Source organism: Pseudomonas sp. QL9, assembly GCF_041409665.1.
Classification (GTDB): domain Bacteria; phylum Pseudomonadota; class Gammaproteobacteria; order Pseudomonadales; family Pseudomonadaceae; genus Pseudomonas; species Pseudomonas knackmussii.
The window spans coordinates 712,816-726,258 of sequence record NZ_CP166971.1 but is presented as its reverse complement, the minus strand read 5'-3'; the positions used below and the strand labels follow the sequence as shown (position 1 = coordinate 726,258).

The window sequence follows — 13,443 nt, the reverse complement described above, 5'->3', positions numbered from 1 at the left end:
TGATCGCAAAAGCGCCGCTCGAATGAGCGGCGTTTTCGTTTGTGGGGATTACAGCCAATCCGCCTGCTTGAAGCTGATGTACAGGCCGACGCAGCCGATCACCAGCAGGCCCATCACCAGGAAGTAGCCGTAGTGCCAGTGCAGCTCGGGGATGTAGCTGAAATTCATCCCGTAGATGCCGGCCACCGCAGTGGGCAAGCCGAGGATGGCCGCCCACGCGGCGAACTTGCGCTGCACGATGCTCTGCCGCGAGGACTCCAGCAGCAGGCCGACCTCGATGGTCTGGCTGGCGATGTCACGCAGCGAGCCGAGGTCTTCAAGCAGGCGATTGACGTGGATCGCCACATCGCGGAAGTAGGGGCGCATCTGCTTGTCGATGAAAGGGAAGTCCAGGCGCTGCAGCTCCTGGCAGATCTCCACCATGGGCGCGGCGTAATGCTTGAGCTTGAGCACCTCGCGGCGCAGCCCGTAGATGCGCTCGATCTCCTCTTGGGTCAGCGAGTAGCGCAAGGCGCGTTGTTCCAGTTGCTCGATTTCTTCCCGGATCGCCTCGACCACCGGCTCGTAGTTGCCGACCACGAAGTCGAGCAGGGCGTAGAGCACGAAATCGGTGCCGTGGGCCAGCAACAGAGGGCGTGCCTCGCAGCGTTGGCGCACCTGCGAGTAGGACTGCGAGAAGCCGTGACGGGCGCTGATGATGTAGCCGATGCCGGCGAACAGGTGGGTTTCCACGAACATCAGCCGATTGTCCGCCCGCACCGGTGAGTAGATGACCATGAACAGGGCATCGCCGAAGGTTTCCAGCTTCGGCCGGCTGTGTTTTTCCAGTGCGTCGGAAATCGCCAGTTCGTGCAGGTTGAACTGCCGCTGCAGGTTGCTCAGTTCCTCGGGCGTGGGTTCCTGTAGGCCGGTCCAGACGAAGTGGTCGGGCTGGCACGCCCAGCGATATCCGTCCTCGAGCGGGATGTCGGAGACCTTCTTGCCCTTGCAATAGACGGCAGATGCTATGACTCGGCCCATGGGCGCTTTCCCCAGGCAGGTAAAGGCGGGCGCGCCGGACTACCCGGCGTGGACTAGCAATGAGTATGGGCAAGCTGGCGGCGGGTGCCACCGTTGGCTGTCAGGAGCGCGGGCTGAAGGATTGCTGGAGCACCGCCAGGGCGTTGGGCACGACCTGGTTGACGCGCTGGAACAGGGCCGACTTGTCAATGTTTTCGGCCTGCACGTGGCTGGCGCGATCGAAACCGCCGGTCAGTGCCAGCAGCACCAGGATCACGATGCTGTACAGGCCGAGGCTGGCGAGGGCGCCGTTGCGCGCATGTCGAGCGGTGGGTCGGCTCATGGTGAGGGCTGCCGGGAGTGGGAATGGGCTCAGTTTCCCAGCAGGGCCTTCGATGGAATAACGAACTTCGTTGCTTTCAACTATCAGCGCGGTTGATGTTTTTCCGGCATTGGTACGGTTGCGCTGGCGATGCTCCGCGAGCAGCAGGACCCGCGCACCCGGATACGCGAGGCTGCGGTCCAGCGACCGATCACGCTGACCGGTCGTGGCTTTGGGCTGCCCGGCAGCACGCCGGGCTGGGCTGGATCGAAGCGGGGACATGCTGCGTACTCCGTGGTGGTGCGCTGCGTCTATCAGCCCTGGTTGGCCGGCTGGACGGCGGCGTCCTGCTGGCTGGCGGTCCGCTCGGCTTGTTGCTGGATCGCGGCCTGGTTCATCTGGACCATGCGGTCGTGCATCTGCGGCGATTCTTCGGCGAAGCTGGCCTGGGCAGTGAACAGGGCGGCGGTGGCAAAAACGGCGCTGGCGATCAGTTGGAGTTTCATGATGAGTACCTCTGGGTTGGGTTGTTCGTGGGGCTCATCAATAGGTTATCGCGCAATAATTTTTGAAAAATAGCAAAGTAGATTAATCAGTATTGCTTTTTTCGTAACTATTGGAGCCGGGTTCCTACAACCGAGTTCCTGGTACCCGCTGAGCGGTTCCTGCCGCGCTTTTCAGCGCGCAGAAAAAAGCCCGGCGCAAGGCCGGGCTTTCTCGGAGGGCTGGCCTGGTATCAGGCGAGGTGCTTCTTGTCCTGCTCGATGGCCTGGTCGAGGGTTTCCAGCAGCTGCCGGCGCACTTTCAGCTTGGTGTTGCGGTGCGCGGTCATGTTCAGTTTCTTCAGTTGCTGGGCGGCGGCGAGGGCGGTGTCGAGCAGGGCTTCGGGCGCCACCACCTTGTCGAGGAAGCCGGCAGCGGCAGCGTCCTGCGGGTTGAACATCTCGGCGTTGATCACCGAGCGGTTGAACGCCGATTTGCGCAGGCGGTCGCGGGCCAGTTCGATGCCCACGTGGTGCATGGTCATGCCGATGGCCACTTCGTTCAGGCCGATCTGGAACGGGCCGTCCACACCGATGCGGTAGTCGGCGGAGAGCAGCAGGAACGCGCCCTTGGCCACGGCATGACCGGAGCAGGCGACGATGATCGGGAACGGGTGGGCGAGCATGCGCCGGGCCAGGGTCGAGCCAGCAGCCACCAGGGCTACGGCGTTTTCCGGGCCGGAGGTCATCACCTTGAGGTCGTAGCCGCCGGAGAGGATGCCCGGCTGGCCGGTGAGGATTACCACTGCGCGGTCCTGCTCGGCGCGGTCGAGGGCCTGGTTGAAGGCTTCGATCACAGCGGGGGAGATGGCGTTCACCTTGCCATTGGCGAGGGTGAGGGTGGCAATACCGTCTTCGAGTTGATAGCTGATCAGTTCGCTCATGGCCGGGCTTCCTGGAAAAAGGCGAGGCGCAGAACATACTGGCGGCCATGGCGAGCGTAAAGCGCTTTGACCGACTGGTTGGTCAGTCGTCAATTTGCGATGGCTGTCACTCTCTGGCGGGCTCCTGGTGGGTTTCCGTCGAGCGTGCGTGGAGACGCCGCCTGCCTGCTGTTAAGCTGCCATCATTCGTACAAGAATTCACACAAGGAAGTCCTATCCGATGTCCAAATTCTTCAAGTGGGCCCTGCTGCTGGTCGTCGCGGTGGCCGTGCTCATCAAGGTTTCCCTGTGGCTTTCGGTACGCAGCATCGTCAATGACGCGGTAGCCAAGATGGCGCCGGTGGTGGATGTCAGCTACGGCGGCATTTCCTCGTCGTTCGACGGCCGGGTCGGTTTGAAGAACGTGGTGATCCGGGTACCGGCCGCTCACGACAGCCTGAAAGTCGCCCACGCCCAGTTGAAGTTCAACGGCCTGCGCGAACTGCTCAGCTTTAAGGAGCGCCTCGCTGACGGCAAGATGCCGGAGCAGATGGCGGTGGAGCTCGATGGCGTCGAGCTGATGGTTCACGGCCCGTTCATCCAGGCGCTTTACCAACAGCCCGCCGAGCGCAGTGTGTTCACTGCCATGAGCGAGGTCGCCTGTGGCAGCGTGCGTAACATCGGCTCGGATGAACTGCTGGAGATGGGCTACCGCTCGCTGGATGCCGACGTCGAGTTCTCGTACCTGTTCGAACCTGGCGCGCAGAAGCTGACCTTCAATATGCGTTCGGACGTTCGTGACATGGCCGATACCCGTGTGAGCATGTCGCTGAGCAACGTTTCCGAGCGCCCTGGCGACATGCGCGTGAACCCGCCGCGCGTTTCGAGTGTCACTGTCGAACTCGACGACAACCAGTACCAGCGCCGGGTCCAGGAGTTCTGCGCGGCCAAGATGGGTGTGGACAAAGCCACCTACCTGAAGAAGGCAGTGGAGGTATTCGACAAGAACCTGCGCGGCCAGCGCGTGGCGCTCGACAAGCCACTGCTGGATGCCTACGGCCGCTACCTGGCCGACCCACAATCGCTACGCCTGGAGATGACGCCGACCGAGGGCATGAGCTGGGATGGCCTGCAGTTCTTCGAGGCCAAGGACGTGGTCGGCATGCTCAAGCCGGTTGTACTGGTCAACCAGCAGTCGGTGACGCCGATCGGTTTTGCCTGGGTCGACCCGCACAAGGAAAAAATCACCGTGGATTCGGCGACCCAGAAGATCGCTGCGGAAGAAACGGTTGAGTCCGAGAAGAGAACGCAGCAATATGGCTTCGTCGATATCGCCAGCCTTGCTAAGTACACCGGCAAGCGCCTGCAGTTCATCACTTTTGATGGTACTTATTACCAGGGTGTGCTGCACAGGGTGGAGGACGGCCGAGTCTACCTGACTGTCCTGATGGGGACCGGAACGGCCGAAGTGAACCTCCGTCTGAACAAGATCAATCAGGTGCGGGTCGAGTTGTGAGGCCCGGGAGAGGAGAGTGCAAGTGAGTGAGTCGTTGTCCATCCATCATGATGAAACCAGCCACCAGTTCGTGACGACTGTTGACGGTCATCGTGCCTATCTGGCCTACATGGATCTGGGCAAGCAGACTCTCGACATCTACCGCACTTTCGTACCCGACGGCCTGCGCGGCCGCGGCATCGCTGCGGCGCTCACCGAACATGCTCTCCAGTACGCCGAGCGCAAGGGCTACAGCGTGATTCCCTCGTGCTCGTACGTTGAACGCTACCTGGAGCGCCACCCGCGTCACGCCGATCGCACGGCCTGAATCGCGAGCGCAAACGAAAACGCCGGGCAATGCCCGGCGTTTTCATTTCTGCCTACGCTCAGCCGCGCTGACGCTTGGGCAGGACATCCTTCAGCTTGCTATGCATGCTGCGGATGGCCTTCTCGGTGGCATCCCAGTCGATGCAGGCGTCGGTGATGGAGACGCCGTACTGCAGCTGGCACAGATCCTTCGGAATCGGCTGGTTGCCCCAGCCCAGGTGGCTTTCCACCATCAGGCCGACGATCGAGTTGTTGCCTTCGACGATCTGGTTGCTGACGTTGTCCATCACCAGCGGCTGCAGGGCTGGATCCTTGTTGGAGTTGGCGTGGCTGCAGTCGACCATGATGTTCAGCGGAATCTTCGCCTTGGTCAGTTCCTGCTCGCAGACGGCGACGCTCACCGAGTCGTAGTTCGGCTTGCCGTTGCCGCCGCGCAGTACCACGTGGCCGTAGCGGTTGCCCTTGGTGGTGACGATGGACACACCACCTTCCTGGTTGATGCCGAGGAAGCGGTGCGGGCTGGAAACCGACTGCAGCGCGTTGATCGCCACGGTCAGGCTGCCATCGGTGCCGTTCTTGAAACCGACCGCCGAGGACAGGCCCGAGGCCATCTCGCGGTGAGTCTGGGATTCGGTGGTGCGCGCGCCGATGGCCGACCAACTGATCAGGTCCTGCAGGTACTGCGGGGAGATCGGATCGAGTGCCTCGGTGGCGGTGGGCAGGCCCATCTCGGCGAGGTCGCGCAGCAGCTGGCGGCCGATGTGCAGACCGTCCTGGATCTTGAAGGAGTCGTCCAGATACGGATCGTTGATCAGGCCCTTCCAGCCGACGGTGGTGCGCGGCTTCTCGAAGTACACGCGCATCACCAGGAACAGGGTATCGGCCACTTCGGCGGCCAGGACTTTCAGGCGTTCGGCGTATTCGTGAGCAGCCTTGATGTCGTGGATGGAGCAGGGTCCGATGACCACGAACAGGCGGTGGTCCTTGCCATCCAGGATGTCGCGAATTACCTGGCGACCATTGGCAACGGTGCTCAGCGCCGCGTCGGTCAGGGGGATTTCGCGCTTGAGCTGCTCCGGCGTGATCAGGGTCTCGTTGGAGGCAACGTTAAGGTCGTCGATCTGTAAATCAGCCATCGTGGTACTCAATCAGGTCACGGGTGCCGGCCGCCAGGAACCCCCATGCGATGGGGCGCGGGCAAGGATGTCGCTACGGGGAACCCGAACCTTAACGTGCTGGCACGCCCGCGACAATGGGCAAAGTCAGGGAGAATGCCCGAGCGACGGGGCGTCGAGCGCTTTCTTCGCGCCTAGATCGAACAGAACAGCGGGAAGTCGGCGGCGTTGCAGGTGATCCATTCCAGGGCGGTGCCTTCGATCGACAGCAGTTCGCCGCTCTGCAGCTCGCGCTTTCGGCGGTAATGCTCGATCTGGCAAACCTGCTCGACCATGCGCGCGCGGAACAGCGTGTCCTCGTCGATGAAGGCGACTCCCACCAGGTAATCACTGCTCAGCTTGCGGCTCCAGGCCACCACGCCAGGGCAGCGCGCGGCGTCGCCGAGCAGGGGGATTCGCAGTTCAACCGAGGTGCCGCGGCGAAAGCCGCGCGGAGCGTTGCAGGCGACACCGCCGAGGCTGATATTGTACAGGCGCTGGCGGGGCAGAAAGGTCTGCTTGCGGATGATCAACTCGACCGGCAGATCGCACGGGTGGCGTAGGAACTGACGCATGACGGAGTACTCCGACTGCAATCTTTATGGTGTTGGCATCGACTTGAGTATAGTGCCGTCGCTCGAACTGACTGACCTGGATGCCGAGCATCAGCTGCTGGCGCTGCCCGGCGACACACTGCTGATCTTCACTGGCGAAGGTTGCTCCGCCTGCCGATTCGCGCGCGCACAGCTGCCCAAAATGGGGCTGCCGGTGGATCGCCTTGCGTGGATCGATGCGGAGCGCAACGGTGGCCTCGTCGAGTGCTATGAAGTCTTTCACCTGCCGGCGCTGTTCCTGATTCGCGATGGCAGTTTCCATGGCCGCGTGCTGGCGCCCTTGCGCGCCCCAGCCCTGGCCGAAGCCCTGGGCGTCGCCGCGACGCGCGCCCCCGAGGAGTTGCCCTAGATGAAGAATGTCCGCATCGGTGTCATCGGCACCGGCGCTATTGGCGGTTTCTACGGTCTGCTGCTGGCGCGTGCCGGCTTCGACGTGCATTTCCTGCTGCGCAGCGAGTACGCCGCGGTAGCCGAAAACGGCCTGCGATTAAACAGCCAGGTGCATGGCGCCCTGGCGCTGGAGTCAGTTCAGGCGTACCACGATGTCGCCGACATGCCGCCCTGCGACTGGGTGCTGGTTGGCGCCAAGACCACCAGCAATGCCGAACTGGCCCCGATAATCGCCCGCGCGGCGGCGCCAGGTGCGAAGGTCCTGCTGCTGCAGAATGGCTTCGCGGTGGAAGAGGGCATGCGCGCGCTGCTGCCGGACTCGCTGCACCTGCTCGGCGGCCTTTGCTACATCTGCGTGCATCGATCGGCACCGGGTGTCGTCGAGCACCAGGCGCTGGGGGCGGTACACCTTGGCTATCACTCGGGGCCTGCGGTCGATTCGGAGGCGCAACTGGCGATCGCTGAAGAGGGATCGGCGATGTTCCGCGCCGCCGGCCTGGATTCCAAGGCCATGCCGAACCTGGAGCAAGCGCGCTGGCAGAAACTCGTCTGGAACATCCCCTACAACGGTCTTTCGGTGCTGCTCGATAGCGGCACCCGCGATCTCATGGCCAGCCCGGACAGTCGCGCATTGATCGCCGCGATCATGGACGAGGTCATGCAGGGAGCCGCAGCTTGTGGCCATGAATTGCCTGCCGGCTATCCGGCGGCGATGCTCGACGCCACCGAGCGCATGCCGGACTACCTGCCGAGCATGTACCACGATTTTGCCCAGCATCGTCCGCTGGAGCTGCAAGCCATTTATGGAGCGCCCTTGGCTGCCGCTGCGCAGGCAGGCGCACAGCTGCCTCGCATCGAGTCATTGCTGGCTGCGCTACGTTTCCTGGATGCACGCAATCAGCAACGCTGAGGGAGAGACAAGCATGGCGGCAGGGCTGGGCGACAAGCTGGTGGTGGCGATTTCCTCGCGGGCATTGTTCGACCTGCGTGAAAGCCACGAGGTCTACGAGAACGATGGGGTTGAAGCCTACCGCCAGTACCAGATCTCCCATGAGGACGAGGTGCTGCAGCCTGGCGATGCGTTTTCGCTGGTGCAGAAGCTGCTGGCTCTGAATGCGCGGCTGGAGCGGCAACTGGTGGAGGTGGTGCTGGTCTCGCGCAACAGCGCAGATACCGGCCTGCGCGTGTTCAATTCCATCCAGCAGCACGGCCTGGAGATTTCCCGCGCGGCCTTCTCCGGCGGCAGCAGTCCCTATCTGTACCTCAAGGCCTTTGGCTGCCACCTGTTCCTCTCGACCCACGTAGAGGATGTGCGCGGCGCGCTGGAGAACGGCTTCGCTGCGGCGACCATCCTTTCTGGCGGTGCTCAGCGCGATGCGGCGGATGAATTGCGGTTCGCCTTCGATGGCGATGCCGTGCTGTTCTCCGACGAGGCCGAGCGGGTGTTCCAGCAAGGCGGGCTGGAAGCCTTCCAGAACCGCGAGCGCGAATCCGCTCGCGAGCCCTTGGGCGGCGGCCCGTTCAAACCTTTCCTGGCCGCGCTGAACCGTGTGCAGCGCGCCTTCCCCCAGGCGTCCTGCCCGATCCGCACGGCGCTGGTTACCGCGCGCTCGGCGCCGGCTCACGAGCGGGTGATCCGCACCCTGCGCGAGTGGGATATTCGTCTCGACGAGTCGCTGTTCCTCGGCGGCCTGGACAAATCGGCCTTCCTCGAGGCGTTTTCCGCCGATGTGTTCTTCGACGACCAGCCGGGGCATTGCGAGCGTGCCAGCAAGGTCGTCGCGACTGGCCATGTGCCGCACGGGGTAAGCAACGAGAAAGTTGCCAACTGAAGCCGGCGGCGCGCCGTCGGTGGTCTTCTCCAGTTGCTGCTACGCTGCTCTAAGGCCCGCCGTTCCAGGCAGTGGGAGGCCGCATGATCCGCTCCATTCTCTATGCCACCGATCTTGGTCTTTACGCGCCTTACGTCCTGCAACACGCCTTGTCGCTGACTCGCGCTTATTCGGCTGAACTCTATGTAGTACATGCGGTAGAGCCGATGGGGCTGTTCGCCGATTCGGTGCTGCAGACCTATCTGGATAGCGAAACCCTGGCCGAGCTGCGCGCTTCGGGGATGCAGACGGTGATGGGCAATATCGAGAAGCGGGTGATGGAAGGCTTTCGCGATGAACTGGGCGAGCTGCAGCCGGACGCAGGGCTGATCCGCTCGGTGCGCGTGATGCTGGGCGACCCGCCCATGGTGATCCTCGAAGAGGCGCAGCGCCTGGGTGTGGACCTGATCGTCGCGGGCAGCCACAGCCACGGAGACGGGCTCAATACGCCCCTGGGGCGAACCGCCGCGCGCGTGGTGCAACTGGCCGAGGTGCCGGTGTACCTGGTGCCGATGCTCCAGCATCGTTGAGTACGACGAGCGGCGCAGTGGCACGCAGCCGCTCTGCAATGGAGCTTCGCGCGATTCTGCAGGGAAACGGACGGGGACTTTGGACGAGTGGTAGGCAGGTTCCCAAAAAACGTCTAACTTTATTCCCTAAACCATTAATATGGTTATAAAAGCAGAGCCCGGGATCGCGGGCCGCGACATCCATTTCGAGGAACCTCCATGAAGCTTCAGCAACTGCGCTATATCTGGGAAGTCGCGCACCACGATCTGAACGTGTCCGCCACGGCGCAGAGCCTGTACACCTCGCAGCCGGGCATCAGCAAGCAGATCCGCCTGCTCGAAGACGAACTCGGCGTAGAAGTCTTCGCTCGCAGCGGCAAGCACCTTACCCGCGTCACGCCGGCCGGCGAGCGCATCATCACGACCGCCGGGGAGATCCTGCGCAAGGTCGAGAGCATCAAGCAGATCGCCCAGGAGTTCTCCAACGAGAAGAAGGGCACGCTGTCCATCGCCACCACCCACACCCAGGCGCGCTATGCGCTGCCTGGCGTGATCGGCAGCTTCATCAAACAGTACCCGGATGTGTCGCTGCACATGCACCAGGGCACGCCCATGCAGATCGCCGAGATGGCTGCTGACGGCACCGTCGACTTCGCCATCGCCACCGAGGCCCTGGAGTTGTTCGGCGACCTGATCATGATGCCCTGCTATCGCTGGAACCGTTGCGTGATCGTGCCCCAGGGCCACCCGCTGACCAAGGTGCCGAAGCTGACCCTGGAACTGCTGGCCGAACAGCCGATCGTTACCTACGTGTTCGGCTTCACCGGCCGTTCGAAGCTAGACGAGGCTTTCAACCAGCGCGGCCTGCAGCCCAAGGTGGTGTTCACCGCGGCCGACGCCGACGTGATCAAGACCTACGTGCGCCTGGGCCTGGGCGTGGGCATCGTGGCGCACATGGCAGTCGATCCCAAGCTCGACAGCGACCTGGTGATGCTCGACGCCAGCCACCTGTTCGAGTCCAGCATCACCAAGATCGGCTTCCGCCGCGGCACCTTCCTGCGCGGTTTCATGTGCGACTTCATCGAGAAGTTCGCACCGCACCTGACCCGTGACCTGCTGGCCAAGGCGGTGCAATGCCACAACAAGACGGAGCTGGACGAACTGTTCGAAGGCATCGAGCTGCCGGTCTACTGAGCCTGAATATCGAGAACGAAAACGCCCGGCATTGCCGGGCGCTTTCATTTGGGCGATCAGTCTCGTACCCAACCTCGCGCAATGGCGGGTGCCAGGCAGCGCCGATAGACGCCTTCCGCCAGCTGCGTGATGGGCGTGCCGTGGCGTTGCCAGAGCACCCAGACGAGGCTGTTGCTGACTGCCGAGACGGCTAGGGCGCCGAGCATGTCGAGCGGGAAGTGGATGCCCAGATAGACCCGTGCATAGCCAACCGCCAGGCCGACCAGTGCAAGCGTCGCACCCAGCAGGTAGGCATCGTCGAACAGCAGGCTCAGGGCCAGACTGGCGAAGATGGTCAGGTGGTCGCTGGGGAAGGAGGCGTTGTCCGCGTGCTGTAGCCAGGCGTGCCCCAGGCCGATGGCGAAGGGCCGCGGATGAGGCCAGATGGCGCCGATCAAGAATCCCATCAACAGCGCAATCAGCGTGACCGATAGTGCTCGCAACAATACACCACGTTTCGCGCGGTCCCCCCAGCACCAGAGGCCCAGCAGCATCGGCGGCAGCAGGAAGAGCGGCACCGTCGCTATCAGGCGAGCGAAGCCAAGCAGCCAGTTCGGCGTATCGGGGCCGGCATTGATAGCCAGGAACGCCTGGTGGTTGATGTGCTCCAGTAGGCTGGACGAAGACGCAAGGAGAGGGCTTGGCATGACGAGTCGGAACCGCTTGAGCAACGGGGCTCGTGGCGAGCCCGGACGGCCGCACTCTACGGGGCGAAGAATGAACGCGGCATTAACCGGCGGTGAAAAAAATGTCGCGAGAAGGCGTCAGAGGTGATCGAGGTCGTTCCGTGCGGCCAGTTCGGCCAGCACCTCGGGGTCGTCCGCAGGGGCGGGGCCACGGCCTTCGAGAATCTCGTGGAGGAAGCTCATGAACACCGTGAAGACCTGCTCGCGACCGTCGTCATGGCGTACCACGAAGAAGGGGGCGGTTTCCACGCCATACTGCGCGGCGACCATCCAGCCGCTGTTGGACGGATTGCGCTCGTCGGCGACCAGCACGCGATCGATGCGATCGAGATAGCCGCCGCGCTCCAGGCGCTGCTGGACGTCCTTGCATTTGCCGCAGTCCTCGCCATCGGCGAGGACCTTCTTCACCAGGGTGATACGCATCGATCTACCTCGTCTGCTGTCCCGGTAGAGCAGGGCGCAGGTGCAAACCTGCGGCCCATCTTCAGCCCTTGCTGATCAGGTTGCCGGCGTGCAGCCCGCATTCCTTCTGGGTGGCTTCTTCCCACCACCAGCGGCCTTCGCGCTCGTGCTGGTTCGGCAGCACCGGACGGGTGCAGGGCTCGCAGCCGATGCTGATGAAGCCGCGCTCGTGCAGGCTGTTGTAGGGAATCTCCAGCATGCGGATGTAGGCCCAGACTTCCTCGCTGCTCATGTTGGCCAGCGGGTTGAACTTGTATAGCGGTTTCTCCGGGGTGGAGAAGGCGCCATCCAGCTCGACCACCGCGACCTGGCTGCGGGTGCCGGGGCTCTGGTCCTTGCGCTGGCCGGTGGCCCAGGCGGTTACGGTGGAGAGCTTGCGACGCAGCGGCTCGATCTTGCGGATGCCGCAGCATTCTCCGTGGCCGTCCTTGTAGAAACTGAACAGGCCTTTCTCTTTAACGAAGGGTTCCAGAAGACGCGGATCGGGCGTCATCACCTCGATGGCGATGCCGTAGTGCTCGCGCACCTGCTCTATGAATCGGTAGGTCTCCGGGTGCAGACGGCCGGTGTCCAGGCTGAACACCTTGACGTTCTTGTTGATCTTCCAGGCCATGTCCAGCAGCACCACGTCCTCGGCACCGCTGAAGGAGATCCACAGGTCGTCGCCGAAGTGCTCGAAAGCGAACTTGAGGATGTCCTGGGGGGACTTGCTGGCGTAAGTCGCGGCGACTTCCGCTACATCGAAGGGGTGGCTCATCAGGCGGCTTCCAGTTGTTCTTGCGCGGTGCGCTGTAGTGGCCGCCGATCTTAGCAAAGAGGCGGATATGCCCCTAAATAACCATCAGGAAGGGTGACTGCATTGTTTGGGTATAAGGGCCGCGTTGCGCCGGCTCGGGCGAGCCGCTAGAGTGCCGCCTTCTGTCAAATCCTGCGGGGAAAACGTTCGTGGAAATCGCCTGTCTCGACCTGGAAGGGGTTCTGGTTCCGGAAATCTGGATCGCCTTCGCTGAAAAAACCGGTATCGATGCGCTGAAGGCGACGACCCGCGACATTCCCGACTACGACGTGCTGATGAAGCAGCGCCTGCGCATCCTCGACGAGCACGGCCTGAAGCTGTCCGACATCCAGGAAGTGATCGCCACCCTCAAGCCGCTGGAAGGCGCGGTGGAGTTCGTCGACTGGCTGCGCGAGCGCTTCCAGGTGGTGATCCTCTCCGACACCTTCTATGAGTTCTCCCAGCCGCTGATGCGCCAGCTCGGTTTCCCGACCCTGCTGTGTCACAAGCTGGTCACCGACGAGACCGATCGCGTGGTGGGCTACCAACTGCGCCAGAAAGATCCCAAGCGTCAGTCGGTGATCGCCCTCAAGAGCCTGTACTACCGTGTGATCGCCGCCGGCGACTCGTACAACGACACCACCATGCTCAGCGAAGCCCATGCCGGCATCCTGTTCCATGCGCCGGAGAACGTGATCCGCGAGTTCCCGCAGTTCCCGGCGGTGCACACCTACGAGGACCTGAAGCAGGAATTCCTCAAGGCGTCGAACCGCGAGCTCAGCCTGTAATCTCGGCTGTGCACGAAAAAGCCCCGCAGATCAGGCCGTGTGAAAACACGCTGTGAGCAAGGCAAAACAAACGCCCCGACTGGTTCGGGGCGTTTGTTTTTCGGAGGGATCAGCCCATCAACTCGATATCACTTCGACATTGCGCTGGCATTCAGCTTCCAGTCGGCGCGAGGAGCGCACTCGCTGGAAGTAGCCATACAGGTACAGCTTGAGTAAGTCGGCCGGATTATAGGCCGGGCGTCCAACCTTGCTCGCCTGCGCCTTGCTGAAGCCAAGTCGCTGCAGATCCAGTCGTGCCACATAGGCCTCGATCACGCGGACCAGATGTTCTTCAGGGACCAACTCATCCAGCGACACCGGAAACAAGCTGCCCTGAACACGCCCTTCACCGCGGATATAGCCCATGAACGACA

The 13,443-nt window shown here is 62.8% G+C and carries 17 protein-coding genes and 1 pseudogene; 8 read left to right on the top strand and 10 right to left on the bottom strand.

What is annotated here, in order from left to right; all coding sequences use genetic code 11:
• Positions 1-48: 48 nt before the first annotated feature.
• From ACA097_RS03335 to ACA097_RS03320, 4 genes are all read right to left on the bottom strand, one after another.
• The gene (locus ACA097_RS03335; RefSeq protein ID WP_371368493.1) at positions 49-1,020 is read right to left on the bottom strand and encodes a magnesium and cobalt transport protein CorA; all 972 of its coding nucleotides are present in this window, start codon (positions 1,018-1,020) and stop codon (positions 49-51) included.
• A gap of 100 nt (positions 1,021-1,120) precedes the next feature.
• Entirely contained in the window at positions 1,121-1,342 is a 222-nt protein-coding gene (locus ACA097_RS03330; RefSeq protein WP_371368491.1) for a hypothetical protein, read from the bottom strand.
• A 293-nt stretch (positions 1,343-1,635) separates the two neighbouring features.
• On the bottom strand, positions 1,636-1,827 hold the full coding sequence (locus tag ACA097_RS03325; RefSeq protein WP_371368489.1) for a hypothetical protein: 192 nt from the start codon (positions 1,825-1,827) through the stop codon (positions 1,636-1,638).
• A gap of 230 nt (positions 1,828-2,057) precedes the next feature.
• Positions 2,058-2,747: a crotonase/enoyl-CoA hydratase family protein gene (locus ACA097_RS03320; protein WP_043251105.1), complete on the bottom strand. Its 690-nt coding sequence runs from the start codon at positions 2,745-2,747 to the stop codon at positions 2,058-2,060.
• Between the two features lie 220 nt (positions 2,748-2,967).
• Here ACA097_RS03320 and ACA097_RS03315 point away from each other — a divergent pair, with 220 nt between their 5' ends.
• Together ACA097_RS03315 and ACA097_RS03310 are read left to right on the top strand one after the other, a co-directional pair.
• Entirely contained in the window at positions 2,968-4,242 is a 1,275-nt protein-coding gene (locus tag ACA097_RS03315; RefSeq protein ID WP_043251107.1) for a hypothetical protein, read from the top strand.
• A 22-nt stretch (positions 4,243-4,264) separates the two neighbouring features.
• Entirely contained in the window at positions 4,265-4,549 is a 285-nt protein-coding gene (locus tag ACA097_RS03310; RefSeq protein ID WP_043251109.1) for a GNAT family N-acetyltransferase, read from the top strand.
• Between the two features lie 58 nt (positions 4,550-4,607).
• On the opposite strand, the gene ACA097_RS03305 is transcribed toward ACA097_RS03310, so the two are convergent.
• Positions 4,608-5,684, bottom strand: a complete 1,077-nt coding sequence (locus ACA097_RS03305) for a 3-deoxy-7-phosphoheptulonate synthase (RefSeq protein ID WP_371368486.1) — start codon at positions 5,682-5,684, stop codon at positions 4,608-4,610.
• 173 nt (positions 5,685-5,857) lie between these two features.
• A complete protein-coding gene (locus tag ACA097_RS03300; protein ID WP_371368483.1) occupies positions 5,858-6,277 on the bottom strand; it encodes a PilZ domain-containing protein in 420 nt (139 codons plus the stop codon).
• Here ACA097_RS03300 and ACA097_RS03295 point away from each other — a divergent pair.
• From ACA097_RS03295 to cysB, 5 genes are all read left to right on the top strand, one after another.
• A complete protein-coding gene (locus ACA097_RS03295; protein WP_160286481.1) occupies positions 6,276-6,665 on the top strand; it encodes a thioredoxin family protein in 390 nt (129 codons plus the stop codon). The genes ACA097_RS03300 and ACA097_RS03295 overlap by 2 nt on opposite strands.
• Entirely contained in the window at positions 6,666-7,616 is a 951-nt protein-coding gene (locus ACA097_RS03290; protein WP_043251118.1) for a putative 2-dehydropantoate 2-reductase, read from the top strand.
• Between the two features lie 13 nt (positions 7,617-7,629).
• Positions 7,630-8,538 (top strand): 5'-nucleotidase, encoded by a 909-nt coding sequence (locus tag ACA097_RS03285; protein WP_043251119.1) that lies wholly within the window; start codon positions 7,630-7,632, stop codon positions 8,536-8,538.
• An 83-nt stretch (positions 8,539-8,621) separates the two neighbouring features.
• A complete protein-coding gene (locus ACA097_RS03280) occupies positions 8,622-9,107 on the top strand; it encodes a universal stress protein (protein WP_043251123.1) in 486 nt (161 codons plus the stop codon).
• A gap of 198 nt (positions 9,108-9,305) precedes the next feature.
• The gene (cysB, locus tag ACA097_RS03275; RefSeq protein WP_043251125.1) at positions 9,306-10,280 is read left to right on the top strand and encodes an HTH-type transcriptional regulator CysB; all 975 of its coding nucleotides are present in this window, start codon (positions 9,306-9,308) and stop codon (positions 10,278-10,280) included.
• 56 nt (positions 10,281-10,336) lie between these two features.
• Here the strand turns inward: cysB and ACA097_RS03270 are convergent, their stop codons facing one another.
• From ACA097_RS03270 to ACA097_RS03260, 3 genes are all read right to left on the bottom strand, one after another.
• The gene (locus tag ACA097_RS03270) at positions 10,337-10,966 is read right to left on the bottom strand and encodes a phosphatase PAP2 family protein (RefSeq protein WP_160286483.1); all 630 of its coding nucleotides are present in this window, start codon (positions 10,964-10,966) and stop codon (positions 10,337-10,339) included.
• 117 nt (positions 10,967-11,083) lie between these two features.
• Positions 11,084-11,428 (bottom strand): hypothetical protein, encoded by a 345-nt coding sequence (locus ACA097_RS03265; protein WP_371368479.1) that lies wholly within the window; start codon positions 11,426-11,428, stop codon positions 11,084-11,086.
• Positions 11,429-11,489: 61 nt separating this feature from the next.
• Positions 11,490-12,224: a phosphoadenylyl-sulfate reductase gene (locus tag ACA097_RS03260; protein ID WP_043251130.1), complete on the bottom strand. Its 735-nt coding sequence runs from the start codon at positions 12,222-12,224 to the stop codon at positions 11,490-11,492.
• A gap of 188 nt (positions 12,225-12,412) precedes the next feature.
• Between ACA097_RS03260 and thrH the strand changes: the two genes are divergently transcribed.
• Complete coding sequence (gene thrH, locus ACA097_RS03255) at positions 12,413-13,030, top strand: bifunctional phosphoserine phosphatase/homoserine phosphotransferase ThrH (RefSeq protein ID WP_043251132.1); 618 nt, start codon at positions 12,413-12,415, stop codon at positions 13,028-13,030.
• Positions 13,031-13,156: 126 nt separating this feature from the next.
• On the opposite strand, the pseudogene ACA097_RS03250 reads toward thrH, so the two are convergent.
• Positions 13,157-13,435 (bottom strand): annotated as a pseudogene (locus tag ACA097_RS03250) (transposase); the annotation flags it as partial.
• Between the last annotated feature and the right edge of the window lie 8 nt (positions 13,436-13,443).

Excerpts from the sequence above, each read along its gene's own strand:
- ACA097_RS03335 (WP_371368493.1), bottom strand. The coding sequence starts at position 1,020 with ATGGGCCGAGTCATAGCATCTGCCGTCTATTGCAAGGGCAAGAAGGTC.
- ACA097_RS03330 (WP_371368491.1), bottom strand. The coding sequence starts at position 1,342 with ATGAGCCGACCCACCGCTCGACATGCGCGCAACGGCGCCCTCGCCAGC.
- ACA097_RS03325 (WP_371368489.1), bottom strand. The coding sequence starts at position 1,827 with ATGAAACTCCAACTGATCGCCAGCGCCGTTTTTGCCACCGCCGCCCTG.
- ACA097_RS03320 (WP_043251105.1), bottom strand. The coding sequence starts at position 2,747 with ATGAGCGAACTGATCAGCTATCAACTCGAAGACGGTATTGCCACCCTC.
- ACA097_RS03315 (WP_043251107.1), top strand. The coding sequence starts at position 2,968 with ATGTCCAAATTCTTCAAGTGGGCCCTGCTGCTGGTCGTCGCGGTGGCC.
- ACA097_RS03305 (WP_371368486.1), bottom strand. The coding sequence starts at position 5,684 with ATGGCTGATTTACAGATCGACGACCTTAACGTTGCCTCCAACGAGACC.
- ACA097_RS03295 (WP_160286481.1), top strand. The coding sequence starts at position 6,276 with ATGACGGAGTACTCCGACTGCAATCTTTATGGTGTTGGCATCGACTTG.
- ACA097_RS03300 (WP_371368483.1), bottom strand. The coding sequence starts at position 6,277 with ATGCGTCAGTTCCTACGCCACCCGTGCGATCTGCCGGTCGAGTTGATC.
- ACA097_RS03290 (WP_043251118.1), top strand. The coding sequence starts at position 6,666 with ATGAAGAATGTCCGCATCGGTGTCATCGGCACCGGCGCTATTGGCGGT.
- ACA097_RS03285 (WP_043251119.1), top strand. The coding sequence starts at position 7,630 with ATGGCGGCAGGGCTGGGCGACAAGCTGGTGGTGGCGATTTCCTCGCGG.
- ACA097_RS03280 (WP_043251123.1), top strand. The coding sequence starts at position 8,622 with ATGATCCGCTCCATTCTCTATGCCACCGATCTTGGTCTTTACGCGCCT.
- cysB (WP_043251125.1), top strand. The coding sequence starts at position 9,306 with ATGAAGCTTCAGCAACTGCGCTATATCTGGGAAGTCGCGCACCACGAT.
- ACA097_RS03270 (WP_160286483.1), bottom strand. The coding sequence starts at position 10,966 with ATGCCAAGCCCTCTCCTTGCGTCTTCGTCCAGCCTACTGGAGCACATC.
- ACA097_RS03265 (WP_371368479.1), bottom strand. The coding sequence starts at position 11,428 with ATGCGTATCACCCTGGTGAAGAAGGTCCTCGCCGATGGCGAGGACTGC.
- ACA097_RS03260 (WP_043251130.1), bottom strand. The coding sequence starts at position 12,224 with ATGAGCCACCCCTTCGATGTAGCGGAAGTCGCCGCGACTTACGCCAGC.